This window comes from Franzmannia qiaohouensis (assembly GCF_031451695.1).
Taxonomy (GTDB): domain Bacteria; phylum Pseudomonadota; class Gammaproteobacteria; order Pseudomonadales; family Halomonadaceae; genus Franzmannia; species Franzmannia qiaohouensis.
In genome coordinates, this window is the sequence record NZ_JARWAM010000004.1 from 271,887 (window position 1) to 298,300 (window position 26,414).

Below are 26,414 nucleotides of genomic sequence, written 5' to 3' on the forward strand. Positions count from 1 at the left end.
CACCAGGCGATCTAATGCTGAGACTTGCCCCTTGGCTGATTGCCGCCCTGCTGGTGGGGCCGATCCTGGCCGGGCTGGCCATGGCCGCCCTGCCCGCCTTCGGCTATCTGCCGGCGCTCGGCGGCGACGCCTTCAGCCTCGACCCGTGGCGGGCACTGATGACCCAGCCGGGCCTGGCGCGCTCGGTGGCAATCAGCTTCATCAGCGGCCTGGCCACCACGGCGGTGTCGCTTGCGGTGGTGCTGCTGTTCCTGGCCGCGGCGTCGGGCAGCCGGCTGGATCGCTGGATCCGGCGCATGGTCTCGCCGCTGCTGTCGATCCCCCACGCCGCGGCGGCCTTCGGCCTGGCCTTTCTGATTGCCCCCTCAGGGCTGCTGGCACGGTTCGCCTCGCCGGCGCTGAGCGGCTGGGAGCGCCCGCCGGACCTGCTCATCGTCAACGACCCCTGGGGGCTGTCGCTGATGGCTGGGCTGGTGATCAAGGAGATCCCCTTCCTGCTGCTGATGAGTCTGGCGGCCCTGCACCAGCTCGACGCCGAACGGCGCGTCGCGATGGCCCGTTCGCTGGGCTATAGGCCGACCATTGCCTGGCTGAAGGTGGTGGTACCATCGCTCTATCCGCTGATTCGGCTGCCGGTGTTCGCGGTCATCGCCTACGCTTCCTCAGTGGTCGACGTGGCGATGATCCTCGGCCCGACCCTGCCGCCGACGCTGGCGGTATCGATTCTCACCTGGTTCAACGACCCGGACCTGTCGCGACGTTTCATGGCCTCGGCCGGCGCCCTGCTACAGCTGGGGGTGACGCTGGCGGCGCTGGCCAGCTGGTGGGGGCTGGAGTGCGTGGTGCGGCGCCTCGGTCGTGGCTGGGTGGCCGGCGGTCAGCGCCAGCGCGGCGAGCGGGCACTGCGCCTGGCTGGCAAGGCGCTGATCCTGCTGGCCGCAGCGACCGCGCTGGTCGGCATCGCCGGCCTGGCCCTCAACTCCCTGGCTGGCGTGTGGCGCTTCCCCGACGGCCTGCCCCAGACCTTTACGCTGCAGCATTGGCAGCGCGCGCTGCCCGCGTTGGGCGGGCCGGTGGCGGCCACGCTGATGATCGCCAGTACGGCGACGCTACTCGCCGTGGGACTGGTACTCGCCGCCCTGGAGCACGAGCAGCGCAGCGGGCGCCAGCCGGCCCAGGGCCGGCTCACGTCGGCACTCACCCTGCTCTACCTGCCGTTGATCGTGCCGCAGATCGCCTTCCTGTTCGGCCTGGTGGTGGTCATGGAAGCCCTCGGTACGCGCCCCACTCGCTGGCTGGTGATCTTCGGCCATCTGCTGTTCGTGCTGCCCTATGTGTTCCTGTCAATGTCGGAAGCCTACCGGCGCTTCGATCCGCGCTGGTCGCGGGTCGCACTGACCCTCGGCGCCACGCCCAACGGCGCCTTCTGGCGGGTGCGCCTGCCGATGCTGCTGGCGCCGCTGCTCACCGCCATGGCGGTGGGCCTGGCGGTGAGCATAGGTCAGTACCTGCCGACCCTGCTGCTGGGTGCCGGGCGCGTGCCCACCGTCACCACCGAGGCGGTAGCCCTGGCCAGCGGCGGCAACCGCCGCCTGATCGGCGTCTGGGCGCTGGTCCAGGCCAGCCTGCCGCTGCTGGGCTTTATTATCGCCGTGGGCCTGCCGCGGCTACTCTGGACCAACCGCCGCGGAATGCGAGGAACGCCATGACTGCTCCCAGCCTCGAGTTCAACCAGGTGCATATTGCCCTGCACGGCAGAACGCTGCTGGCGCTCGACGCCCGCGTCGCCCCCGGCGAAGTGCTCACCGTGATGGGCCCCTCTGGCTCGGGAAAATCGACCCTGCTGGCCTATGCCGCCGGGTTTCTTGCCCCGGCCTTCCAGGCCTCTGGGCAGGTTCTCCTCGGCGGGCAGGACGTCACCGCGCTGCCGGCGGAACAGCGCGGCATCGGCCTGCTGTTCCAGGACCCGCTGCTGTTTCCGCACCTCTCGGTGGCTGGCAACCTGCGCTTCGGCATGCCGCGGGCGACGCCCGACAAGGCGGCCAAGGTCGAGACCGCCCTGGCCGACATCGGCCTGGCCGGTTTCGGCCAGCGCGACCCGGCCACGCTGTCCGGCGGCCAGCAGGCGCGGGTCGCGCTGATGCGCCTGCTGCTCTCGGCGCCGCAAGCGGTGCTGCTCGACGAGCCCTTCTCCAAGCTCGACACGGCGCTTCGCCACGAGATGCGCCAGCTGGTGTTCGACCAACTGCGTGGCGCCGGCCTGCCCAGCCTGCTGGTCACTCACGACAGCGATGACGCCAGGGACGCCGGTGGCCAGGTGATCGAGCTATCATGAGCCTGAGTATCATCATCCCCGTCCTCGACGAAGCCGAGCGCATTGCGGCTCTGCTCGGCGAACTGCAGCCGCTGCGTGACCACGCCGGCGAGCTGATCGTGGTCGACGGCGGCAGCCGCGACCTCACACGCGAGCGCGCGGCGCCACTGGCGGACCGGGTGCTGACCAGCCCAGCAGGGCGAGCCACGCAGATGAACGCCGGCGCGGCCGCCAGCCGTGGTGACCGGCTGCTGTTTCTGCATGCCGACCCCCGCCTGCCGCAAGATGCCGACCGCCTGATCGAGACAGCCCTCGCCGGCGAGCGCTGCTGGGGGCGCTTCAATGTTCGCATCGAGGGCAGGCATGCGTGGCTGCCGGTTATTGCCGCCGCCATGAACTGGCGCTCCAGACTCACCGGCATCGCCACCGGCGATCAGGGGATATTCATGACCCGCGCGGCCTTCGACGAGGTGGGTGGCTTTGCCGATCAAGCGCTGATGGAGGATATCGAAATGTCGCGGCGCTTGAAGCAGCGCACTGCGCCGGCCTGCCTGTCGGCAACGGTCAGCACCAGCGGACGCCGCTGGGAAACGCATGGCGTGTGCCGTACCGTGCTATTGATGTGGCAGCTACGCTGGCGCTACTGGCGCGGCGAATCGCCCGAGCGGCTCGCCAAGGCGTACCGCAATGTGCGCTAACGCCTTTCCACTGGCCGTATTGGCCAAGGCACCACTACCCGGTCATGCCAAGACGCGCTTGATGCCTGCGCTGGGCGCCGAAGGTGCAGCGCGCCTGCATGCACGGCTGGTGCGCCACACCCTGGCCAACGCTTGCGAGGCCACCCCTTGCACGACGCTGTGGACGGCGCTGCAGCACGACCACCCGCTGTTTACGTCACTCGCTGCCAGGTATGCCATTAGCCTGCATCCTCAGCCCTCAGGCGATCTGGGACAGCGCATCTGGACAGCGCTGGAGGCCATGGCAGAGCCGGGGCTAGTGATCGGCAGCGACTGCCCTATGCTGTCCGCCTCGCTGCTGCGTCGCTGCCATAGCGCCTTGGCAGAGGCCGATGTGGTCTGCCTGCCCGCCGAAGACGGTGGCTATGGGCTGATCGGCATGCAGCGCGCCGATCCACGGCTGTTCACCGACATCGACTGGGGCAGCGCGCGGGTAATGGAACAGACAGCACGCAAGGCCGCCGCGCTCGGTTATCGGCTGGCCTGCCTGGAGACGGTATGGGACCTGGACCGCCCCGCAGACCTGGCCAGGCTCTTGACCTGCCACCCGCAGCTGCTGGCGGGACTGGAAAGCACCAAGCGTGACAGGGATTGAAGGGGGAATCAGTTGCCCAGTGCTTCGCTGGCCACCTCTGAGAGCACCCCAGCAACGTTGTCCAGCGGCAACTCGCAGTCGTCGAGGCCGTGGCGTTCGGCCAGGTAGTGCGGGTCGTTCCACTCGATATGCACCTGATCACCGTCCTGGCGAATCAGCATCTTCTGCGGCAAGTCGAGTGCCACGCTGCCCTGGCACTGCATCATCGGTGTACCGACCTCGGGATTACCGAACAGAAACAGCCGGGTGTCAGCTAGCTCAAGGTCGACATTGGCGGCGTTGGCGGCGTGGTCGACCATCTCGACCAGGGCCAGCTCGCGCTCGTCCAGCGCCTCGCGCAGGCGCGCCTCGACGTCGTCGATATTGGCACTACCGCTGAGCCGTTCGACGCCGTGTGGGGTGTCATCGGCATGCAACGGGCCGCTGACCAGGACTCCAACAGCCAGTGCAGCCGCCATGTACGCGAGATTTATGATCATTCTGTCTACCTCCATGTGGGTGAGCCCGGCCAGGCAAGCGTAGGCCGCCAACATGGGATGGCGAGACCCTGGGGAAGTTCATCGCGCTCAGAGGGTGTTTACAAAACAGGCGAACGAAGGCAAGACGAGGCAAAAATTGACGAAATAGCGGAGTTTACGGGGTGTAAATGAGCATATTGAGTCAATTTTTAACGACGTATTGTCGAGTGCAGTCCTTTTGTAGACACCCTCTCAGAAGCGCTCGGCCAGGCTCAGCAGATCGCTCACCGTCATGTCCGGCTCGCCGCCCCAGGGGTCGAACGGCGCCTCGCTGCCGCGCCGCACCCACACCGCATGCAGGCCGGCGTGGCCGGCACCGATCACATCGAAGGCGTTGCTGGAGATCAGCCAGGTATCCGCGGCGCTGGCCTCGAGCCGGGTGCGCAGATGGGAGTAGACGGCGGGGTCGGGCTTGAAGCGCTTGATCTCGTCGACGCTGACGATATCGCTGAAGTGCTGGTCGATGCCGGCCTGGCGCAGCAGGCCGTCCACCGCCTCGCGGGTGCCGTTGGAGAAGGCCACGCAGCGGATGCCGCGGCGGCTCAGCTGCTCCAGCGCCTCGGGCACCTCGGCGAACGCTGGCAGCCGACCGTAGACGGCCATCAGATGCTCCTTGGCGGTCTCCGAGAGATGGGTCCCCAGTGCGCGATCGGTGTACTCCAGCGCCTCCTGGGTGCATACCGAGAACTCGGCATAGGCGCCCATCAGGCCGCGCCGAAAGCTGTACTCGAGCTGCTTGTCGCGCCAGCGCCGCGAGAACTCCGCCGCGCGGGCCTCGCCCAGCAGCTCCTCCAGCTCGGCGACCACGCCGTGGGCATCGATCAGGGTGCCGTAAACATCAAAGGCCAGTAGCGTTGCCATACGGTGCGTCTCCTTGCCAACCGGTAGCTGTTGGATGCTGTCAGCTTGGCTCAGCGCCGCCCAGCGCACAACTCGCTAGCGCACCAAGTAAAGCGCCCCCGTCTCCTCATGGGAGCGGGGGCGCACGCCACGCCGGGGGTGTGGCTTACTTGAGATCTTCGTTGTTGGCCAGCTCGTCGAGCACCCGATCCACGGCGCGCCGGGCGCGGGCGACGATCTCGTCGACCTCGGCGCGGGTGGTGATCAGCGGCGGCGCGAAGCCGAGGATATCGCCCTGGGGCATGGCGCGGGCGATCAGGTTTTCGTCCATGGCCGCCGCGGCGATGCGCGGACCGACCTTGAGGGCCGGGTCGAACGCGGTGCGCTTGGCAGGATCGGGCGAGAACTCGAGTGCCGCCAGCATGCCCACGCCGCGCACGTTGCCGACGATGGGGTGATCGCCGAACGCCTTGGCCATGGCCTGCTGCAGGTAGCCGCCGGTCTCGGCGGCGTTCTGGGTCAGGCCCTCGCGCTCGATGATCTCGAGATTGGCCAGGCCCGCGGCACAGCCCAGGGCGTGGCCGGAGTAGGTCCAGCCGTGGCCGATGGGGCCGAACTCACCGGTACCCTGCTCCAGCACCTGCCATACGCGGTCGCCGACGATCACCCCGGAGAGCGGCTGATAGGCGCTGGTCAGTCCCTTGGCGACGGTGATCAGGTCGGGCTTGATGCCATAGAAGTGGCTGCCGAAGTCGGTGCCGATGCGCCCGAAACCACACACCACCTCGTCGGCGATCAGCAGCACGTCGTACTTGGCCAGCACCGTCTGGATCGCCTCCCAATATCCCTCCGGCGGCGGCACGATACCGCCGGTGCCGAGCACCGGCTCACCAATGAAGGCAGCAACGGTCTCCGGGCCTTCGGCGAGGATCATCTCTTCGAGCTTGGTCGCGCAGTGCTGCGAGAACTCGCGCTCGTTCATGCCCGCCTGTTCGGCACTGCGCTGATAGTAGAACGGCGCCTCGGTGTGGCGAATGGTCTCGATGGGCAGATCGAAGTGGTCATGGAACGCCTTGAGCCCGGTCAGCGAGCCGGAGGCGATGCCCGAGCCGTGGTAGCCGCGCATCCGCGAGATGACCTTCTTCTTCGCCGGCCGCCCCAGCACGTTGTTGTAGTAGCGCACGATCTTGAGCTGGGTCTCGTTGGCATCCGAACCGGACATGCCGTAGTAGACCTTGGACATGCCCGGCCCGGCCAGCTCGAGGATCTTTTCGGAGAGCTGGATCTGCGGCTCGTTGGCGTGCCCTACGTAGGTGTGGTAATAGGAGAGCTCCAGCGCCTGGCGGTAGATCGCCTCGGCCACCTCGGTGCGCCCGTAGCCGATATTGACGCAGTAGAGCCCGGCGAAGCCGTCGATGAACTCGCGGCCGTCCTTGTCGACGATATGGATGCCCTTGCCGCCGCTGATCACCCGGCCCGGCGCGTCGCCGTGGGCGAAGTCGCGCAGGTGGGTGGAGGCGTGGAAGGTGACCTTGCGGTCGCGGTCGATCAATTCCTTGTGCAGGCTCATCTCGCTTCTCTCTTTTTTTGATCCCCGCCCATGCGGGTATACATGTGTGTTGCTAATGTCTGAGGCCAGCTGCCAGGGTGTGCCATCGAGCGATATATACCCAAGGACGCTGGCGCAAGCGCCGCGGACCGCGGCGATCGACATGGATGTCGATCGAGGACCGGCAAGAGGGACCTTGTTCCGGTCCGACGCGCAGTCCGCAAGCGCAGCGTCAGGGTTTCGTTCTTGGGCATCGCGAGAGGGGATACGCTGGCAGTCTCCTAGCGTCGTTAGCTCCCCGACACCGAACCCAGGGCGCCCAGACAGTAGTACTTGGTTTCCAGATACTCATCGATACCGGTGATGCCGCCCTCGCGACCCAGGCCCGACTGCTTGACGCCGCCGAACGGCACCGGCGGGCCGGTCATCTTCACCGAGTTGACACTGACCATGCCGAACTCCAGGGCACGCAGCAGCTTCCAGATGCGGCGGATATCGTGGGTGTAGACGTAGGCCGCCAGGCCGTACTCGGTGTCGTTGGCCATCTCGATGACCTGGTCGTCGTCGGCGTAGGCAGTGACCCCCGCCACCGGCGCGAAGTTCTCCTCGCGCCACACCTGCATCTGCGGCGTCACCCCGGTGAGCAGCACCGGCATGAAGAAGTTGGGGCCCGGCGCCTGATTCTGGTCGCCGGCGACCAGGGTCGCGCCACGCGACAGGGCGTCGTCGACGATGCTCGCCGCCTTTTCCACCGCCTGGCCGTGAATCAGCGGGCCGAGATCGACCTCGCTCTGCATGCCGTTGCCCACGGTCAGCGCCGCCATGCGCTCGGCAAAGTGCTCGACGAACGCATCGTGTATCGATTCGTGGACCAGGATGCGGTTGGCCGCCAGGCAGTCCTGGCCGGCGGTCTGGAACTTGGCGGCCACTGCCGCCAGGGCCGCTTCCTTGGGATCCATGTCGGGACCGACGATAAAGGGCGCGTTACCGCCCAGCTCCAGGGAGACCCGCTTGACGGTATGGGCGCTCTGCTCGAGCAGCAGGCGGCCGACCCGAGTGGAGCCGGTAAACGATAGTGCCTTGACCCGCTCCTCGGCGCACAGGATCTTTGAGACCTCGGGCGGGTCGCCGAGCACCACGTTGAAGACCCCGGCGGGGATCCCGGCGCGCTCGGCCAGCTCGGCCAGCGCCAGCGCCGAAAACGGCGTCTCGTTGGCCGGCTTGACGATCACCGTGCAGCCGGCGGCCAGCGCTGCCGCGGCCTTGCGGGTGATCATCGCCAGCGGGAAGTTCCACGGCGTGATCAGCGCGGCGATGCCCACCGGCTCCTTGAGAGTGCCGAGTGCGGCGTTGGGAATATGGCTGGGAATGGTCTCGCCGAAGGTGCGCTTGCCCTCCTCGGCGAACCAGCGCACGAAGCTGGCGCCGTACTCGACCTCGCCACGCGCGTCGGGCATCGGCTTGCCCTGCTCGAGGGTCATGATGGTGGCCAGATCCTCGCGATGCGCCTGCAGCAGATCGTACCAGGCCAGCAGGCGCTCGCAGCGCTCGTCGGCACGCAGCGCACGCCAGTGTACGAAGGCCGCCTCGGCGGCATCCACCGCGCCGCGGATCTGGTCGGCCTCGAGCAGCGGGATGTGCCCCAGCACCGCACCGGTGGCGGGGTCGGTCACCGCCTCGTCGCGGCCACCGTCGCCGTAGGTCCACTTGCCGTCGATGTAGGCGTGCTGACGAAACAGGCGCGGATCTTCGAGCTTGATGGACTGGGTCATTGGACACCTCCCCTGATGCACCGGGGCGGTCTGATGGCGCACCCGGCATTGGCAAAACATGGCGCGAGCGGCTGGTGCCGCTCGCTGCATGCCTACAGGGTAACGCCCAGGCGGCGGCGAGACTTTTCGTTCGCCGCCGCGGGGGATGCGGTTTTTTTTGTCTCCGCCCAGCGTGAGGCAGAATTTTCTGTCAGTCGCCGCCCTGCTGGGTATCCGCCAGCGCCGCCTCGGTGAACACGATCAGGCCGAGCTCGGGGCGATAGCCGTGGATCTCCTTGACGTCGAGAGCCTGCAGGAAGCGCAGGATCTCGGCGCTGACCACCTGCCCCGGCACCAGTACCGGGAAGCCCGGCGGATAGGGAATCACGAAGCTCGCCGACACCACGTCGCGCCCCGCCTGCATCTCGGCCTGCAGCGCGCCGTTGTCGAAGCGCAGGTACTCGGTGTTCTCCTCGTCGTAGCTGAGGAAGTAGGCGCGCCGGATATCCCCCTCGGGGCTCTCGGTCAGCGGCCGGAAGGCGTCGTGGAAACGGCTGAAGTCAGGCAGCGGCGGCAGCTCCTGGGTCAGCGACCTGATCTGGTGCTCGATGATCTTGCGCTCGGGCCGGCTGCTATCCTCCCAGCGCCTGTCGAAGGACTTGGCCATCTTGATCAGCACATCGAGCAGGTAGGCGATGGAGCCGCGGGTGGTGCCGATATTGGTCATGAACAGCACGGTATTGCGCGAGGTCTTGTTGATCTGGATACCGTACTTGTTCATCAGGTATTCATTCTTGAAGGTATCGCCGTCGATCCCGGTCTGGCCGATCGCCATGGTCACGCGGCTGGGATCGACGACGAACTCGTCGTGGGCCCAGGCCTCCTCCATCTTGTTCCAGCCGGTGCTGGGGTCGTAGAAGGTGTCGACCCCGGACTGGCGGTACTCCAGCGGGATCATGTCGCTGTTCTTGAGCACCTGGAAATACTTCAGCAGCAGCGGGTTGGTATACAGCTGCTCGCGCAGCGACAGCGCCGCCTCGACCTGGGCATGCACCAGCTCGAAGCCCTCCATCTCGGCCTGCATCCGCCCTACGTCCAGGGAGGCCACGATCTGGTAGTTGGGCGAGGTCGAGGTGTGGGTCATGTAGGCCTCGTGAAACGGCCCCTCGACCTTCTGGCGGAAGTCCTGGTCGTGGACATGGATCATCGAGCCCTGGCGCAGCGACGTCAGGGTCTTGTGGGTCGAGTGAGTGGCATAGGCGCGCACCCGCACCTCATCAGGGTCGGGCAGCAGGCGCTGCTCGAGCCAGGTAGCGTCATCCTCCGGGTCGCACTGGTCGAACTCGGCCTTCCAGGCGGCGTACTCCTCGCGATAGGCGTCGCTGCGGTAGCGGTCGAGCAGGGTGCGAGCGGCGTGCATCGCGGTGCGCGGCCGGTAGGTGGGGTTGAAGGTGGCAAAGGCGAACCACGCCTCATCCCACAGAAACACCAGGTCGGGTTTGATCGCCAGGCACTCCTCCATCACCCGGCGCACGTTGTAGACCACGCCGTCGAAGGTGCAGTTGGTGAGCAGCAGCATCTTGACCTTGTGCAGCTGGCCCGAGCGCTTGAGCGCCAGCAGCGTCTTCTTGATCTCCTTGAGCGGCACCGCGCCGTACATCGAGTAGTCGTTGAGCGGGTAGGAGTCGAGGTAGGCGACGTGGGCGCCGGCCAGCACCATGCCGTAGTGGTGAGACTTGTGGCAGTCGCGGTCGATCAGCACGATGTCGCGGGGCTTGACCAGCGCCTGGACCACGATCTTGTTGGCGGTGGAGGTGCCGTTGGTGACGAAGAAGCTCTGCCGCGCCCCGAAGGCACGCGCGGCATACTCCTGGGCCTTCTTGATCGGCCCGTAGGGCTGCAGCAAGGAGTCGAGCCCGCCGGAGGTCGCCGAGGTCTCGGCGAGGAAGATATTGATGCCGTAGAAGTCGATCATATGCCCCGCCCAGTGCGAGCGGGTCACCGACTTGCCGCGCGAGATGGGCATGGCATGGAAGACCCCGGTGGGCTTCTTGCTGTATTCGCGCAGGGCATCGAAGAACGGCGTGCGGTAGCGATCGTCGATGGCACGCAGAATGGTGTGGTGCTGCTCGATGTAGTCGGTCTCGCGGTAGAAGATCCGATTGAAGTGGCGGATATCCTGGCTGGCGGTCGCCTCCACGTCGCCGCTGGTGACCAGGAACTGGTCGATCTCCGGGCGGATTTCGCGAATCATCGAGCTGAGCAGGATGCTGCGCTCGGCCTCGGACTTGCTCTCCAGCTCGCTCTCCGAGAGCCCCTCCAGGTAGTTGCGCAGCGCACTGAGGTTGTACTTCGACTTGTAGGGGAACTCGTAGCGGATCAGGCAAGCCTGGATATTGGGATTGACCAGGATCGCGATCAGCGCATCCTCGAAGCTGCGTACCGTGACCACATCGTAGACGAAGCGGTCCTCGGGGCGGCGCAGGTTGTGGAACGCCTCGCGCACCACCTCCTCTTCCTGCACCGACATGGCGTCGACGATCAGCAGCTCGAAATAGGGCTGCGAAGAGCTATTGGAGGCGGGATGGCCGCGGCGCAGCTGAGCCAGCGCGTCGAGCGCCTCGAGATCCTCGGCGCCAGCGTCGGACTCGCTGAGATCGACGTTACGACGCCGGTAGGACTCGCTGATCAGCGCCCGCACCAGGCGCTTGACCACTTTCTCCAGCAGCGAGTACTCCTCGCGGTCGAACAGCGACCAGAGATGCCGGAAATCCTCCTTGGAAGGAAAGGCGTGGTAGTCCTCGATGATCTCCAGACGGGTCAGCTTGATGTCGATCGCCTTGACCAGGTTGCGTGCCTGGCTTTCATCGCGCAGACGCACCAGCTTGCCCAGGTCGCGCTTGAGGGCATTCCAGGTGTCGGCGCGCAGCTGCGAGATCTTGTGGTAGAAGCCCAGCGCCGTATACGGCGTATCCGACTCGGTTATCTCACTCATGATGGTACCCCGTCCTGTTGCCCTCGGCCGCGCTCGCCGCGCGACCGCCGTAATGGATCGTCAGCTGCTGCTCCCGCGAGTCGTCGAACGACATCGCCAGTGTCGCCCCCGGCCAGAAGAAGCTGGCCCGCCCCTCCGCCGGGTGATATACCGCGGTATAGATGGTGCCCAGGCCGCGCCGGTAGTCGCGGCGAAACAGCGGTGGGACGAAGAACGCCGACACCAGGCGCTGCTCGGTGGTGGCCTCGTCGGCGACCAGGATCGATAGCTGGCGCTCGCGGATCAGCGTCTCCGAGGCCAGCGCGTGGGCGTACCACTCGATCTTCTTCTGGTGGTTGGTGGCCACCGGCACACGGCGGATCGAGGCCGGGCGGTCCGGCGAGATCATCGCCGTGACGTAGCGGCCGCGAGCATCGCTGACGGTGATGTTGTAGGCCATGTGGGTGGGCACCCGGGCCAGCACCTCCACCGCTTGGGGGGTGGTGTCGCAGAACTCGAGGATATAGCGCAGGATGATCGGTGCGCCGAAGCCGTCGCCGACCGTGGTGCGCCCGCCGAAGGCCAGCGACACCGTCAAGCCCTGCTCGTTGATGCCGTCGAGCACGCCCCACAGGCAGTCGCTCATGGCGATCACCCGGCGGTCGTTCCAACAGGTCGAGAGGATGGTGCCCTCGCACAGCTCCGGCGGGTAGTCGTAGTTGCGCACCAGCAGGTTGGCATGGGCGTTGGACAGCACCGCCTGGGAGCAGCCGGTGATATAGGCCGGCGGCCGGTACAGGCTAAGCATGCGCGAGGCCAGGTCGCCGCCGCCGGCCAGCGCGCAGAGCCGCTCGTAGGTCGGCAGCAGTTCCGGCATATGCCGGCTTAGCGCGTTGTAGCAGGCCAGGTAGCCGGGGCGCTCGCGCTCCGTCTCCGACAGGTACCAGCGCTCATAGGCCGGCCAGTGGTGCTCGAACAGCGCCTGCCACTTGGCGCCGGGCTGCGCTTCCACGACGCTACGAAACTCGAGCTGCTTGTTCATGGTACCTACAGAATCTTGAAGTTGCCGCCACCGATGGCGTGACTGACCGCGACTTCCTCGACGACCGGGTCCTGCAGCGCCTGGCCGGCGAACTGGCCGCGGATGCCGTCGATCCAGGCCTTGGCGCGCTCATTGAGCTGGAAGTCGTCGTCCATCAGCCGGCCGCGGGTGATCAGGATCCCCAGGTCGGCGCCCTCGTAGCGGAAATCGCCGACGCCGCTGATACGCACGAAGAAGGCTTCCTCCTCGCTCTCCGCGGCGTGGGGATGATAGCTGTAGTGGTCGTAGTCGATACTGCCGTCGGCGGCCATCTTCCATACCCCGGACTGCGGCGCCTGGGTCAACAGGTCGATGCTCTCGTCGGTGTGCTTGATGACCAGCTGGCTCCAGCTGTCGATGCTGTCGGGATGCGCCCAGCGCTCGTTGATCTCGGCGATGTCGATATCGAAGTCGACGTCGGAGAACTCCAGCAGGTGGAACAGGAACAGCGGCACGTCGGAGTGGGCAAAGGCGGCCACGTTGGTCAGCGAGCTGGCCCCGGTGACCCGCGGGTTGAGCTCGCCGAGATAGACCTCCTCGGTGTCCATGTCGATCAGGAAGTCGAGCTCGAAGTAGCCGCGATAGCCCTCGTCGCGCAGCGCCTCGCCGAACTTGAAGGTGTACTCGCGGGCCTTATCGCGCACCTCCTGGCTGAAGGCGCCGGCGAACATCTCGTTGCCGCACCAGCCGCCCTTGTAGGGGGTCAGGGTCTTGAAGCCCACCAACTCGGTCATCAGCGGTCCGACCACGGTGCCGCAGCGGGTGGTGCAGGCCTCGATGGCCGAGCCGCGGCAGTTGATGCGCTTCATGATCTTGACCTCGGGCTCGGCCTCGATCTCCTCGGCGTACTTGTAGTACTCGTCCTCGTTGGAGACGAAGAAGGTGGTGTGCCCGGAGTCGCCGTAGGCGGACTGGATCACCAGGTCCTGGGTGCCCAGTTCGGCGCTGACCTCCTGGAGGTGGGCGTAGCTGTCGACCTTGGCCAGCACGTTGGGCACGCTGGGCACGCCGACCTTGTTGCCGATGCGCACGGTCTCGATCTTGTTGTCCATGCGCGAGCGCAGCGCCGCCGGCGGAAACGCCACCTTGAGGCCGAGCTGCTGGCACACTTCCTCGGTGTGCTCGTCGAACATCAGGAAGGTCGCAGTGCCTTCGCCGCCGCGCGACTTAAGGAAGTCGATGACCTCCTTGTGCTCGAGCAGGTAGTTGTTGATGTCCTCGATGCTCTCGAAGTCGCGGGGGAATTTCTCCTTGGGCACGAAGACGTTCTTCTGGCGCCCGTCGAAGCAGTCGATGTAGTTGATATGGCGAAAGTTGCCCACCCAGTCGCCAATGCCGAGCAGATTGAAGTTGGTCGCCGAGATGAAGTAGATCGGCGTCTTGTTGTTATGGAAGTGGCGGCGCACATCAGAAATGCTTGTGATCTTGTTCATTTCTCTTGCTCCTTGGGGAGGACGCTCCCTGTGCTTGGGCGATGATGACCCCGCCGCAGCCGGCGGAGCATCCTGACGGCCGTCCCCGGTAGCGGACGGCGGCATGAACCATTGGCGCAACTGTCGAATGATCTCAGCTAGCATCTAACGGGTTTCCCTCCTGCGCCGGCGGCGCGATCAGATATCGTGGTGACCGTTATCCGGGCGATGCGGCTTGACCAGCGGCCCGAGCGTATCGAGGAACGGTGTCGGCGAGTTCTCACTGCGATAGACGCCGAAGTCGACGCTGCGATCGCGGAAGCTCTTGAGCGGCTGGCCAAGCCCGCGCAGGCCGACCTCACGCTCACGGCGCACCCGATTGAGATCGATCTCCAGTGGGATGATCTCCTCGCCGATACCCGCCTGGTGAATCACGTCGCCGGCCGGACCCACCACGATCGAGCGGCCGTTGCCCATGGCACCGGCGCCGTTGATATCGAAGAAATAGCACTGGTTGATCGCCGCGTTGGTGCGCGCGATGGAGAGCTCGATATCGCGGTCGATGGTGTCGGTCATGGTCGGGTGGAGGATCACCTCCGCGCCCATCGCGGCCAGGGTGCGGGTGGTCTCGGGGAACCACATGTCATAGCAGATCGAAACACCGAAGCGCCCCACATGGGGAACGTCGAAGACCACGAACTCGCTGCCACCCTCGACGCCCTCCTCGAAGGGCCGGAACGGGAACATCTTGCGATAGCGCGCGGCTACCTGGCCCTGGGGATTGATCACGCTGAGGGTGTTGTAGATCTTGTCGCCATCGCGCTCGAACATCGAGCCGGGGATCAGCCAGATACGGTGCTCCTCGGCCAGCTGGCAGAACATCGCCTCCATGTTGCTGGGCATCGGCTCGGCGTGATGAGTAGCGGCACCGTTGGCCACCAGCTCGCTGAACAGCACCATCTGCACGTTGGGGAATCTTGCCATCAGCAGATTGATGCGATGCCTCATGGCATCGGTGTTGTCTCCGTGGTGCAGGGCATGCAGCTGCACCCCGGCAATCGTGAAATAGGACATGCAGTTCCTCTCCAATGGCGAACGCCTGGTAAAAGATGACATCAATGGGGCCTGACCCCTGCAAGGCGGAATCGCCACAACCCGCGTATCTGAATCAGCTTATGCCAAATTCAACGGGCGTGTAACCAACGTTAACGACTTGACGACCGCCTAAATCCGCGGTTCATGCGCGGAGGGGAGCCTGGTGAGTGCCGCGTTTCAGCGGCTATCCAGTTGAATCGGGGGCACTTGTTGCTTGACCGTCTTGGTGACGATATAGGTGAAGTAGCGCTCGATGCCGACGTCAGAGACCAGCCAGGCGTCAATCAGGCGTTGATAAGCATCAATGGAATCAGCCTCGATCTTGAGCAGATAGTCGACACCGCCGCCCACTGCCACGCACTCGGTGGCCTCGGGCGTGGCATGGACCAGCGCCTCGAAGCGCTGGAAGCTCTCGGCGTTGTGGGCCTTGAGCTCGACCTGTACCCACACCGGCGTGCGCTTGACCAGCGCGTTGGCGTTGATGCGCGCCGAGTAGCCCTCGATGACGCCGGCCTTCTCGAGGCGTCGTACCCGTTCCCAGCAGGGGCTGACCGAGAGGTTGATGGCGTCGGCCAGCTTCGACTTGGTGATGCGCCCATCCTGGGCCAGGATCTCGAGGATCTTAAGATCGTAGCGATCGAGCTTCATGCGCCTTCCAGTGTGTGGGAGAGAGCCTTAGCCGAGTGAGTCGACGATATCGGCGATAACCGCAATGGTATCACCCATGTTGACCAGCGACGGATGACGCCGCGCCGCCAGCACCCCGCTGCGGCTGGCACGGTACTCCACCGGGGCGCTGCCGCTGCGCGTCATGTCATAGACCCTGGCCACCACGTCGCCCTTCTCGAGCCGCTCCCCCAGAGCAAAACAGAGCTCCAGCACGCCGGAGTGTTCGCTCTGCACGTAGCAGCTGGCGTCGGGCATATCGAGGTAGACCTGCGGTTCGGCGGGCATCTCCACCTCACCCGCCAGCAGGCCGTAGTGGATCAGGAAGTTGCGCACACCGCGCTCGGTGATGGCCATGCTCTCGGGGGTCGAGGTCCCGCCGCCGCCGAGCTCGGTGGCGACGAAGATCTTGCCCTGGCTCTCCACCGCGGTGTCGAAGAGAGCGGCGGCATCGAGTTCGAACATCATCATGGCGTAGGGCGCGCCGAAGGCCTTGGCGCCTTCAAGGGCGCGGCGCTGCTGCTCGGGGTCGTCGAGCACGTGGGAGGCGCCGAAGGGGATGATATCCAGGGTGCGCCCGCCGGAGTGCAGGTCGAGCACCACGTCACACATCGGTGTCATCACCCGGGTGAAGTAGTCGGCGATCTTCTCGGTGACGCTGCCGTCGGGGTCGCCGGGGAAGCTGCGGTTGAGGTTGCCGCCATCGAGCCCCGAGGTGCGCTTGCCGGCCATCACCGCCGGGGTGTTCATACATGGCACGATGATTACCCGGCCGGTGACGTCCTCGGCACGCAGGCTGCTCGACAGCTTGAGCAGCGAGGTGATGCCTTCGTACTCGTCGCCGTGGTTGCCGCCGGTGAGCAGGGCGGTGGGGCCGTCGCCGTTCTTGACCACGGTGACCGGGATCATCACCGCGCCCCAGGCTGACTCGTCCACCGAGATCGGCAGCTTGAGGAAACCGTGCTGGATGCCGTCGGCATCGAAGTCGACGGTGGCGCTGATCGGGCTAGGGCGCTTGGTCATTGTTGAAACTCCTTGTTCTTCCGTAGCAAACGGTCGCTCGGGGCTATTCCTGCGATAGGCCTTCAGGGAGGCGCTGTGAACCCATCCCTGGGCGCTACCGATGCCATCCCTGGCATAGGACCTCCCTTCCGGCCTATCCCAGGCGCCCCTCGCTGTGGCCGTTGCCGCTTTCTTTCAGCGCACGAATAGCTGGCGCGGGAAATTCGCCAGGGTCTCGCAGCCGGTCTCGGTGATCAGGATACTCTCGGTGATCTCCAGGCCCCACTCGTCCTCCCACAGGCCGGGCATGAAGTGAAACGTCATGCCCGGCTTCAGGATAGTCTCGTCCGAGGGGCGCAGGCTCATGGTGCGCTCGCCCCAGTCTGGCGGGTATGAGATGCCGATCGGGTAGCCGCAGCGGGCACCACCGCGGTCGAAGCCGTACTTGTCCATGGCCGCACCCAGCGCCATGGCGATATCCGCGGTGCGGTTGCCGGGCTTGGCCACCGCCAGGCCATTTTCGATGCCCTCCAGCAGCGCCGACTCGGCGCGGATGAAATCCCGCGGCGGCTTGCCGAGGAACACGGTGCGCGACAGCGGCGCATGGTAGCGTTTGAATACCCCGGCAATCTCGAAGAAGGTGCCCTCGCCCTGGCGAAACGGCGTGTCGTCCCAGGTCAGGTGCGGTGCGGCGGCGTCCTTGCCGGTGGGCAGCATCGGCACGATGGCCGGATAGTCGCCGCCGTGGACCTTGCCGTGCTCGTCGACCCAGCCTTCGATACCCACCCGGTAGATCTCCGAGACCAGCTTGCTCTTGGGCAGGCCCGGCTCGATCACCTCGAGAATCCGCGTATGCATGCCCTCGACGATCTTGCCGGCGACGCGCATGTAGGCGACCTCCTGGGGCGACTTGATGGCGCGGCACCAGTTGACCAGCGCATTGGCGTCCATGAAGCGCGCATGGGGCAGCTCGCGCAGCAGGCATTGGTAGGCCTTGGCCGAGAAGTAGTAGTTGTCCATCTCCATGCCCACCACGCCCTGGTGCCAGCCGCGGTCGGGCATGATCGACTGGGCCAGGTAGTCCATGGGGTGCATGTCCGGATTCTGCACGTAGTAATCCGGGTAGTAGGTGATGTTGGCCGGGTCGATCCAGCAGGTGCGCAGCGCGCCGTTGGCGTCCATGCGTCGGCCGTACCACACCGGCTCACCCTCCAGCCCCAGCAGTACGCACTGGTGAACATAGAACGACCAGCCGTCGTAGCCGGTGAGCCAGGCCATGTTGGAGGGGTCGCTGATGATCAGCACGTCGATGCCGCGATTAGCCATCTCCGCACGCACCTTCCATACGCGGCTGGCATACTCTTCACGAGTGAAAGGCAGGGTTACCTGATTCATGTGGCCACTCGCCATTACCGAAAATCACCAAAACCGGCACTCCTCCTGAGGAGAAGGCCGAGCCTGCGCGTTGACCTGCTGCACTACCTGCGTCGGAACCCGCTGAACGCTTAAGGCCGGCACGAAAATCGTTGGCCGCGGCGAGGGCTTCCTGCCAGCGGGCACGATAATGGAGGGGGTTATGCCCCATCAACATCCTGGCGACGATACTAGCACCATCGCCAAGCCCGCCGTCAAAGGCTTTATTGGCCTTTTCGCTACCGCCACGACGAACGATATGGCGCAACAACTTTACTCGATGCGTCGCAGCGGCCGATGATGGCTGTCAGATCCCCCAAGACAGGAGACATCATGCGCATTCTGGTGCATATCGACGATGCCGCCGACTGGCAGGCGGCCCTGCAGCAGCGACTCCCCGACGCCGAGGTTTTCACCAGCGACCAGACGGTCGACGATATCGACTACCTGGCGGTCTGGAAGCCCCCTGCCGAGCTGCTCGAGCGCCACGCCGAGGCCCGCGGCATCATCAACCTGGGCGCCGGCGTCGATGCCCTGCTGAGCAACCCCGGGCTACCGGACGACACCCCCATCGTCAAGCTGCGCGATGCCGGCATGGGCGAGCTGATCGCCGACTACTGCCTCTACGGCCTGCTCCATGTGCAGCGCGACTTCGACCGCTATCGCGACCAGCAGCAGCGCGCCGAGTGGCGCGAGCACCAGGTGCTCGACAAGGGCGACTGGCCGGTGGGCGTGCTGGGCCTTGGCGCCATCGGCCGCCATGTCGCCGAGCGCATCACCGCGGCAGGCTTTCCGGTTCACGGCTGGAGCCGCTCACCCAAGACCCTGGATGGCATCAGCTGCCACCACGGTGAGGAGGGCCTCTATGACCTGCTGGGCCAGGTGCGCACGCTGATCACCCTACTGCCCAACACCCCCGAGACCCACCATCTGATCAACGCCGAGACCCTGGCCGCCCTACCTCAAGGCGCCAGCCTGATCAATCCAGGCCGCGGCACCCTGATCGACGAGCATGCGCTGCTCGAGGCACTGGGTGACGCCGGGCACGAGGGCCGCCTGCGCAGCGCCCTGCTCGACGCCTTCCCCGAGGAGCCGCTGCCCGCCGACAGCCCGCTGTGGCAGCACCCGCGGCTGCTGATCACCCCGCACATGGCCGGCCCCACGCCGCTCGGTGCGGCCCTCGACCAGGTAGTGGAAACCCTCGAGGCATGGCATGCCGGGCGCGACGTGCCGACCATCGACCGCAGCGCCGGCTACTGAGCGGCACCAGGTTTCGCCGCGGCGCCGGGGAGCGCTAGGCTGTAAGCAATCAGGCCCGATAGGGAGAGGCAAACGATGACCATGCACATCGATTACGGCCCCGGCGACGCCCTGCTGGTGGTCGACATGCAGAACGACTTCTGCGAGGGCGGCGCCCTGGCCGTGGCCGGCGGTCGCGGCCTGATTCCCGGCATCAATGCCGAAATCGCCGCTGCCAGCGCGGCGGGCACCCTGGTGATCGCCTCCCGCGACTGGCACCCGGTCGACCACGCCAGCTTCACCCATCGCGGCGGAAGCTGGCCGCCGCACTGCATTCAGGACACCCACGGCGCAGCCTTCCACCCCGACCTGGCGCTACCTGACGCGGCCCTGCGGGTGAGCAAGGCCACCGCCTTCGACGCCGACGCCTACTCGGCTTTCGACGCCACCGGCCTGGCCGGCTACCTGCACGAACGCAACATCACCCGGGTGGTGGTATGCGGCCTGGCGCTGGACGTCTGCGTTCGCGCCACGGCCCTCGACGCATGCCGCGCCGGCTTCGCCACCCTGCTGCTGGCGCCGCTCAGCGCCGCCGTAGACCCCGACTCGGCGGGCGACTGCCTGGCCGAGCTCGAGCGCGCCGGGGTCGAGGTACGCCAATGAGCGCGGCCCCGCCCCTGCAGGTCGCCGACGATGACCTGGCGCTGCTCACCGACCTCTACCAGTTGACCATGCTCCAGGCTTACTGGAAGGAGGGCCTGCGCGAGCGCGCCACCTTCAGCCTCTATTTCCGCCAGCTGCCCGACACGCGCCGCTTCATGCTCGCCTGCGGCCAGCAGCATGCCGCCGCCGTGGCCAGCCGGCTGCGCTTCCAACCCCACCACCTCGAGCAGCTGGCCGCCAGCGGCCAGTTCGAGGCCGAGTTCCTCGCCTGGCTCGGCGAGTGGCGCTTCAGTGGCGATATCTGGACGCTACCCGAAGGTACGCCGGTGTTCCCCAACCAGCCGCTGCTCGAGGTCGAGGCACCGATCGCCGAGGCCCAGCTGCTCGAGAGCCTGATCATGAACCTGGTGCAGCTCGAGACCCTGCTGGCGTCGAAGGCGGTGCGCCTGGTACTGGCCGCCGACGGCCGGCCGGTGGTCGACTTCGGCATGCGCCGCATGCACGGCGTCGATGCCGCCGTACGCGGCGTGCGCGCCTACCGCAGCGCCGGCCTGGCCGGCACCAGTAACGTGCTCGGCGGGCTGCGCCACGACCTGCCGCTGCGCGGCACCATGGCGCACAGCTATATTCTCGCCCACGACGACGAGCGCGAGGCGTTCCGCACCTTCATGCGCCACTACCCCGGCACCACCCTGCTGGTGGATACCTACGACACCCTGGACGGCGTGCGCGACCTGATCGCGCTGCTCGACGCCGAACCCGAGCTGCACCTGGGCGCCATCCGCCTCGACTCCGGCGACCTCGGCGCACTGGCCAAGGCGTCGCGTCGCCTGCTCGACGACGCCGGCCACACCCGGGTCAAGATCGTCGCCAGCAGCGGCCTCGACGAGCACAAGATCGCCGCGCTGGTGGCCCAGGGCGCGCCCATCGACGTGTTCGGCGTTGGTACTCAGCTCGGGGTCTCCGCCGATGCGCCGGTGATCGATCTCTCCTACAAGCTGGTCGAATACGCCGGCATGCCCCGCGCGAAGCGCTCGCCGGGCAAGCTCAACTTGCCCGGCCGCAAGCAGGTCTACCGGCGCCTTGACGAGCGCGGAGCGCTGGCCGGCGACACCCTGGCCCTGCGCGACGAGGCGCCGCCCTCCGGCACCCCGCTGCTGGTGCCGCTGGTCGAGGGTGGGCGTCTCGATGCCGAGCAGATGGCCCTGGCCGAACAGGCACCACAGCGGGTCGCCGAGACCCTGCAGTGCCTGCCGGCGTCACTGCGCACGCTGGAGGGCGGCGAGTGCGACTATCCGCTGTCGCTCTCCCCAGCGCTTTCCAGGCTGGCCGAACGCCACCGCTGAGGCCCACACATCGCGCAAAGAATGCGCAACTCGCCCGGCAGCGGGAACCTCGCGCCGGGCCGGGGCTCTCAGGCATGTCGTTCACTGGCCCAGGGAGTCCCAGGTGTCGAGCATCCGTACACTGCTGATCGGCGCGCTGCTGGTCGGCGCCAGCACCGGCGCCGCCGCACAGGGCATGGCCGAGCCCACGCCGTTCACCGCCCACTACCAGTTGCAGATCAGCGGCTGGCCCAACGCCCGCGTCGAGCACCGCCTCAGCCAGCACGGCGAGCAGTGGCAGAGCGACATGCGCGCCGCCATCGCCGTGGCCCGCGGCAACGAGCGCAGCCGTTTTCGCGTCGATGCCGACGGCGTGAGGCCCAGCGCCTACTCCAGCGGCTACTCGCTGCTCGGCATCGGCGGCGACTACCGCCTCGGCAGCCAGGAGCTGAGCGCGCTGCCCGACCGCCAGGCGGCGCTGTTCGACCTGTCGCGACGCAGCGCAGCGCCAGGCAGCTGTGAAGGTCAGGAGGCGACACCCTGTGAACTGCACTTCGTCGATCACAAGGGCGAGGAGGAGACGCTGCACTACCGGGTAGTGGCCCGCGACATGGTGGAGAGCCCCGCCGGCACCTTCGACGCGGTCAGCGTCGAGACCTGGGACCCGGAGACCCCAGAGCGGCAGCTGGTGTTCGACTTCCATCCCGAGCTCCCCGGCCTGCTGCTCAGCGTCGACTACCACCGCGACGGCGAGCGTCGCAGCCGGCTGACGCTGAGCGCCCTCGAGACCGTCACCCGCTAAGCATCGGCGAAATTGGCTTCCCTGGCGTCCAGGCAATCCGTAAAGTAGCCCCCCGGCAGCCGAACAGGCTGCCTTTTTGTTGCCCGCCCGTCGCTGCATAAGGAACGCCATGTTCACCGGCCTGCTGATCGTTCTCCTCCCGCTGCTGCTGGGCTACCTGGTGCCGGTGCGCCATGCCGGCGCCATGGCGATGATCAACCGCGGTGTCAACGCCTCGGTCTATCTGATCCTGCTACTGATGGGCATAAGCCTGGCCGGGCTCGATAACCTCGCCGGGCAGCTGTCGCAAATGGGCGTTCAGGCCGGCCTGCTGTTCAGCATTACCGCCGCCACCAACCTGCTCGGCCTGCTGTGGCTGTCGCGGCGACTGCGGCTGCGCGTCGGCAACTCGCCGGTGGTGGCCAATGCACCAACCAGCAAGCTCACCGCGATGCTCGGCTCGCTGGCGCTGGTCGGGGTGGTCATGGCCGGCGTGCTGATCGGGCTGCTGCTCGGCTGGCTGATCGGTGAACCGGCCTACGCCTGGGCCGAGCGGCTCGCCGAATGGGCGCTGTATGCGCTGCTGGCGCTGATCGGCTGCCAGCTGCGCAACTCCGGCATGTCGCTCAAGCAGATCCTGCTCAACCGCTTCGGCCTGGCGATCGCCGCCACCGTCGCCGCCTGCTCGCTGCTCGCCGGGCTGCTCGCCGCGCCGCTGCTGGGGCTGAGCTGGAACCAGGGGCTGGCGATGGCCTCGGGGTTCGGCTGGTACTCGCTGTCGGCGATCCTGATCGGCGACCAGCTGGGTCCGCTGCTCGGCGGCGTGGCCTTCTTCAACGACCTGGCCCGCGAGCTGCTGGCCTTCGTGCTGATCCCGCTGCTGATCCACCGCGCCACGCCGCTGGCCATCGGCTACGGCGGCGCCACTTCGATGGACTTCACCCTGCCGGTGATCCAGCAGCACGGCGGCGTGGCCTGCGTGCCCATCGCCGTGGTCAGCGGCTTCATCCTGTCGCTGCTGTCGCCGCCGCTGATCCTGTTCTTCCTGTCGCTGTGATGGCGCTATCGCCGATGGCCCTTTTCTCGCTCGTGGCGCGTTAGCCCAAAGTCTAGGTTGAAGTCCCAGCGCACAAACGGCTAACTGTGTGCCAACGAACTTAATCGTTTAAGACGATCGTAATACGCACCCACGACACACAACAACAAACCGACGAGGAAGCCACCCATGCTCAACAGACTGATCCCGGCGATTGCCCTGGCAAGCGCCGCCATGGCCACCACCAGCCACGCCCAGGCCGCCGACCTGACCATCTCCTGCGGCGCCGTGGGTGCCGAACTGACGCTGTGCCAGGAAGGCGTTCGCGCCTGGGAGGAAGCCACCGGCCACAGCGTCGACGTGGTCTCGACCCCCAACTCCTCCACTGAGCGGCTGTCGCTCTACCAGCAGATTCTCTCGGCCAACTCCAGCGACATCGACGTGATGCAGATCGACGTGGTGTGGCCGGGGCTGCTGGCCAACCACCTGCTCGACCTGCGCGAGGTACTCGGCGACGCCGCCGCCGACGGCCACTTCGAGGCCATCGTCACCAACAACACTATCGACGAGCGGCTGGTCGCCATGCCCTGGTTCACCGATGCCGGGGTGCTCTACTACCGCGCCGACCTGCTCGAGGAGCACGGCTTCGACGTGCCCGAGACCTGGCAGCAGCTCACCGAGATCGCCCGCGAGATCCAGCAGGCCGAACACGCCGCGGGCAACGAGCGCATGCGCGGCTTCGTCTTCCAGGGCCGCGCCTACGAGGGGCTGACCGTCAACGCCTTGGAGTGGGTAGCCAGCCACGGCGGCGGCAGCCTGGTGGAGAGCGACGGCGAGATCAGCATCAATAATCCACAGGCCGCCGAGGCCCTCGACCTGGCGGCCAGCTGGATCGGCGACATCGCGCCCAACGGCGTGCTCAACTACACCGAAGAGGAGGCCCGCGGGGTCTTCCAGGGCGGCAATGCGGTGTTCATGCGCAACTGGCCTTACGCCTGGGCCCTGGCACAGAGCGACGACAGCGACGTGCGCGGCAAGGTCGGGGTGACCCAGCTTCCCCACGGCGACCAAGGACAGAGTGCCGGCGGCCTGGGCGGCTGGAACCTGGCGGTGTCCCGCTACAGTGACAACCCCGAACTCGCCGCCGAGCTGGTCGCCTTCCTCACCGGCGAGGAGGAGCAGAAGCGTCGCGCCATCGAGGCCTCCTACAACCCCACCCTCGACGCCCTCTACCAGGACGACGAGGTGCTCACGGCGGTGCCCTTCTTCGGCGAGCTCTACGACACCTTCGTCAACGCCGTGGCACGCCCCTCGGCGCCCACCGGCGACGCCTATGGTCGGGTCAGCAACGCCTTCTTCAGCGCCACCCACGACGTGCTTTCCGGCAACCGCGATGGCGCCACCGCGGTCGCCGACCTCGAGCGCGAGCTGTCGCGCCTCAAGCGGCGCAACTGGTAAGCCCCGGAGCCCCCAATGAGCACGACACTCAACCACAGCGCGCCCGCCGCGGCGCGCCCGCCGGCGGGTCGCTACCGCAGCACCAAGGTTCGCCGCCAGCGCGTGCGCGCGGCCTGGACTTTCCTTGCACCGATGCTGGTTGCACTGGCGCTGGTAGCCGGCTGGCCGCTGATCCGCACCTTCTACTTCAGCTTCACCGATGCCTCGCTGTCCGACCTGGGACGAGCGACCTTCATCGGCATCGAGAACTACCTGATCTACGAGGACGGCCGGTGGTACGGCGTGCTCGCCGACCCCATCTGGTGGCGCTCGGTGTGGAATACCGCCTACTTCGCGGTGGTCTCGGTATCGCTCGAGGTGGTGTTCGGCGTGATCGTGGCACTGATCCTCAACGCCGAGTTCAAGGGCCGCACCCTGGTGCGTGCCGCGGTGCTGATTCCCTGGGCGATCCCCACCATCGTCTCGGCACAGATGTGGGCGTGGATGCTCAACGACCAGTTCGGGATCATCAACCACCTGCTGATGATGGTCGGCATCATCGACGCCCCCATCGCCTGGACCGCAGAGGCGCGCTACTCGATGTGGGCGGTGATCATGGTCGATGTGTGGAAGACCACGCCGTTCGTCGCCCTGCTGGTACTTGCCGCGCTGCAGATGCTGCCCAAGGACTGCTATGAGGCCGCCGAGGTCGACGGCATCCACCCGCTCAGGGTGTTCTTCAAGGTGACCCTACCGCTGATCACCCCGGCGCTGATGGTGGCGGTAATCTTCCGCCTGCTCGATGCCCTGCGCGTGTTCGACGTCATCTACGTGCTGACCTCCAACTCCACCAGCACCATGTCGATGTCGATCTACGCTCGCCAGCAGCTGGTCGAGTTCCAGGACGTCGGCTACGGCAGCGCCGCCTCGACGCTGCTGTTCCTGATCATCGCCCTGGCCACCGTTGCCTACCTCTACCTGGGCCGCAAGCAACTGCAACTGGGAGGCGACGCATGACCCCGCGCCAGCTATCCAAATTCGCCAAGCGCATCGGCTTCTGGCTGCTGGTCGCGCTGGTGGTGTTCTACGCGGTGTTCCCCTTCTACTACGCGGTGATCACCTCCTTCAAACCCTCCAGCGAGCTGTTCCGGGTCGAGCTCTGGCCGAGCCGCTTCGACCTCTCCAACTATGCGCAGATCTTCAGCCAGCGCAGCTTCCTGCAGGCCATCGTCAACTCGATCATCGTCGCCGTGAGCGTGGTCGGTATCGCCCTGCTGCTCGGCATCACCGCCTCCTACGCCCTGGGCCGGGTGCGTTTCCGCGGCCGCTCCACGGTGCTGCTGGTGATTCTCGGCGTATCGATGTTTCCGCAGGTGGCGGTGCTCTCCGGCCTGTTCGAGGTGATCCGCGCCCTCAACCTCTACAACAACCCGGCCGGGCTGATACTCAGCTACACCATCTTCACCCTGCCCTTCACCGTCTGGGTACTGACCACCTTCATGCGTCAACTGCCCATGGAGCTCGAGGAGGCGGCGATCATGGACGGCGCCACACCCTGGGTCACCATCACCAAGGTGTTCCTGCCGCTGATGTGGCCGGCCATGGCCACCACCGGGCTGCTGGCGTTCATTGCCGCCTGGAACGAGTTCCTGTTCGCGCTGACCTTCACCCTCACCGACAGCCAGCGCACGGTGCCGGTGGCCATCGCCCTGCTCTCCGGCGGCAGCGCCTACGAGCTGCCCTGGGGCCCGATCATGGCCGCCTCGGTGGTAGTCACCGTGCCACTGGTGATCCTGGTCATCATCTTCCAGCGGCGCATCGTCTCCGGCCTCACCGCCGGCGCCGTCAAGGGCTAACTCCATCATCACCATCGGGCCCGAGCCTCTGAGGGACGCCGAGGGCAGGTCGAAGCGAAGGTCTTTTGCCATGGATGGCAAAAGTAGCGCCCAGGGAAGGGTTTACAGCGCCTTCGCGCAGGCCTGCCGT

At 66.4% G+C, this 26,414-nt stretch carries 24 protein-coding genes; 12 read left to right on the plus strand and 12 right to left on the minus strand.

Going from position 1 to position 26,414, the window contains the following annotated elements; translation table 11 throughout:
• The first annotated feature begins 14 nt into the window (after positions 1-14).
• Genes QC821_RS07170 through QC821_RS07185 form a run of 4 tightly spaced genes read left to right on the plus strand, consistent with a single transcriptional unit; the run spans position 15 to position 3,646 of the window.
• Complete coding sequence (locus QC821_RS07170) at positions 15-1,709, plus strand: ABC transporter permease (protein WP_309718914.1); 1,695 nt, start codon at positions 15-17, stop codon at positions 1,707-1,709.
• Positions 1,706-2,335 (plus strand): ATP-binding cassette domain-containing protein, encoded by a 630-nt coding sequence (locus QC821_RS07175; protein ID WP_309718917.1) that lies wholly within the window; start codon positions 1,706-1,708, stop codon positions 2,333-2,335. Before QC821_RS07170 ends, QC821_RS07175 begins: the two co-directional genes overlap by 4 nt.
• Entirely contained in the window at positions 2,332-3,012 is a 681-nt protein-coding gene (locus QC821_RS07180) for a TIGR04283 family arsenosugar biosynthesis glycosyltransferase (protein WP_309718921.1), read from the plus strand. Before QC821_RS07175 ends, QC821_RS07180 begins: the two co-directional genes overlap by 4 nt.
• Complete coding sequence (locus QC821_RS07185) at positions 3,002-3,646, plus strand: TIGR04282 family arsenosugar biosynthesis glycosyltransferase (protein WP_309718924.1); 645 nt, start codon at positions 3,002-3,004, stop codon at positions 3,644-3,646. Before QC821_RS07180 ends, QC821_RS07185 begins: the two co-directional genes overlap by 11 nt.
• An 8-nt stretch (positions 3,647-3,654) precedes the next feature.
• Here the strand turns inward: QC821_RS07185 and QC821_RS07190 are convergent, their stop codons facing one another.
• The 12 genes from QC821_RS07190 to QC821_RS07245 all read right to left on the minus strand — a co-directional run bounded on the left by QC821_RS07190 (position 3,655) and on the right by QC821_RS07245 (position 18,215).
• Positions 3,655-4,125 (minus strand): DUF302 domain-containing protein, encoded by a 471-nt coding sequence (locus tag QC821_RS07190; RefSeq protein ID WP_309718927.1) that lies wholly within the window; start codon positions 4,123-4,125, stop codon positions 3,655-3,657.
• A 231-nt stretch (positions 4,126-4,356) separates the two neighbouring features.
• Positions 4,357-5,025, minus strand: coding sequence for a haloacid dehalogenase type II (locus QC821_RS07195; protein ID WP_309718929.1), 669 nt, complete (start codon positions 5,023-5,025; stop codon positions 4,357-4,359).
• Between the two features lie 145 nt (positions 5,026-5,170).
• Positions 5,171-6,574 (minus strand): aspartate aminotransferase family protein, encoded by a 1,404-nt coding sequence (locus QC821_RS07200; protein ID WP_309718932.1) that lies wholly within the window; start codon positions 6,572-6,574, stop codon positions 5,171-5,173.
• Between the two features lie 269 nt (positions 6,575-6,843).
• Positions 6,844-8,325, minus strand: a complete 1,482-nt coding sequence (locus QC821_RS07205; RefSeq protein ID WP_309718935.1) for an NAD-dependent succinate-semialdehyde dehydrogenase — start codon at positions 8,323-8,325, stop codon at positions 6,844-6,846.
• A 190-nt stretch (positions 8,326-8,515) separates the two neighbouring features.
• Entirely contained in the window at positions 8,516-11,299 is a 2,784-nt protein-coding gene (locus tag QC821_RS07210; protein ID WP_309718938.1) for an aminotransferase class I/II-fold pyridoxal phosphate-dependent enzyme, read from the minus strand.
• On the minus strand, positions 11,292-12,320 hold the full coding sequence (locus QC821_RS07215) for a C45 family autoproteolytic acyltransferase/hydrolase (RefSeq protein ID WP_309718940.1): 1,029 nt from the start codon (positions 12,318-12,320) through the stop codon (positions 11,292-11,294). Before QC821_RS07215 ends, QC821_RS07210 begins: the two co-directional genes overlap by 8 nt.
• A gap of 5 nt (positions 12,321-12,325) precedes the next feature.
• A complete protein-coding gene (locus QC821_RS07220; protein WP_309718943.1) occupies positions 12,326-13,792 on the minus strand; it encodes a biotin carboxylase in 1,467 nt (488 codons plus the stop codon).
• Positions 13,793-13,969: 177 nt separating this feature from the next.
• Positions 13,970-14,845: a carbon-nitrogen hydrolase family protein gene (locus tag QC821_RS07225; protein WP_309718946.1), complete on the minus strand. Its 876-nt coding sequence runs from the start codon at positions 14,843-14,845 to the stop codon at positions 13,970-13,972.
• Between the two features lie 198 nt (positions 14,846-15,043).
• Positions 15,044-15,514 carry an Lrp/AsnC family transcriptional regulator gene (locus tag QC821_RS07230; protein ID WP_309718949.1) on the minus strand — a complete coding sequence of 157 codons (471 nt, stop codon included), beginning with the start codon at positions 15,512-15,514 and terminating at the stop codon, positions 15,044-15,046.
• Positions 15,515-15,541: 27 nt separating this feature from the next.
• Positions 15,542-16,555 (minus strand): N(2)-acetyl-L-2,4-diaminobutanoate deacetylase DoeB, encoded by a 1,014-nt coding sequence (gene doeB / locus QC821_RS07235; protein ID WP_309718952.1) that lies wholly within the window; start codon positions 16,553-16,555, stop codon positions 15,542-15,544.
• A gap of 174 nt (positions 16,556-16,729) precedes the next feature.
• Entirely contained in the window at positions 16,730-17,929 is a 1,200-nt protein-coding gene (gene doeA / locus QC821_RS07240; protein ID WP_309718955.1) for an ectoine hydrolase DoeA, read from the minus strand.
• A complete protein-coding gene (locus QC821_RS07245) occupies positions 17,898-18,215 on the minus strand; it encodes a hypothetical protein (RefSeq protein WP_309718958.1) in 318 nt (105 codons plus the stop codon). The genes doeA and QC821_RS07245 overlap by 32 nt, the downstream gene beginning before the upstream one ends.
• A gap of 65 nt (positions 18,216-18,280) precedes the next feature.
• On the opposite strand from QC821_RS07245, the gene QC821_RS07250 reads away from it, so the two are divergent.
• The 8 genes from QC821_RS07250 (at position 18,281) to QC821_RS07285 (ending at position 26,284) form a co-directional block, all read left to right on the plus strand.
• Complete coding sequence (locus tag QC821_RS07250; RefSeq protein WP_309718960.1) at positions 18,281-19,207, plus strand: 2-hydroxyacid dehydrogenase; 927 nt, start codon at positions 18,281-18,283, stop codon at positions 19,205-19,207.
• Positions 19,208-19,282: 75 nt separating this feature from the next.
• Positions 19,283-19,849: a nicotinamidase gene (locus QC821_RS07255; protein WP_309718963.1), complete on the plus strand. Its 567-nt coding sequence runs from the start codon at positions 19,283-19,285 to the stop codon at positions 19,847-19,849.
• Positions 19,846-21,195 (plus strand): nicotinate phosphoribosyltransferase, encoded by a 1,350-nt coding sequence (locus QC821_RS07260; protein WP_309718966.1) that lies wholly within the window; start codon positions 19,846-19,848, stop codon positions 21,193-21,195. Before QC821_RS07255 ends, QC821_RS07260 begins: the two co-directional genes overlap by 4 nt.
• A 103-nt stretch (positions 21,196-21,298) precedes the next feature.
• The gene (locus tag QC821_RS07265) at positions 21,299-21,976 is read left to right on the plus strand and encodes a hypothetical protein (protein ID WP_309718968.1); all 678 of its coding nucleotides are present in this window, start codon (positions 21,299-21,301) and stop codon (positions 21,974-21,976) included.
• A gap of 109 nt (positions 21,977-22,085) precedes the next feature.
• Positions 22,086-23,012, plus strand: coding sequence for a LysO family transporter (locus tag QC821_RS07270; protein WP_309718970.1), 927 nt, complete (start codon positions 22,086-22,088; stop codon positions 23,010-23,012).
• A gap of 168 nt (positions 23,013-23,180) precedes the next feature.
• Entirely contained in the window at positions 23,181-24,449 is a 1,269-nt protein-coding gene (locus QC821_RS07275) for an ABC transporter substrate-binding protein (RefSeq protein WP_309718973.1), read from the plus strand.
• Between the two features lie 15 nt (positions 24,450-24,464).
• On the plus strand, positions 24,465-25,445 hold the full coding sequence (locus QC821_RS07280; protein WP_309718976.1) for a carbohydrate ABC transporter permease: 981 nt from the start codon (positions 24,465-24,467) through the stop codon (positions 25,443-25,445).
• Entirely contained in the window at positions 25,442-26,284 is an 843-nt protein-coding gene (locus QC821_RS07285; protein WP_309718978.1) for a carbohydrate ABC transporter permease, read from the plus strand. The genes QC821_RS07280 and QC821_RS07285 overlap by 4 nt, the downstream gene beginning before the upstream one ends.
• Positions 26,285-26,414 lie beyond the last annotated feature (130 nt).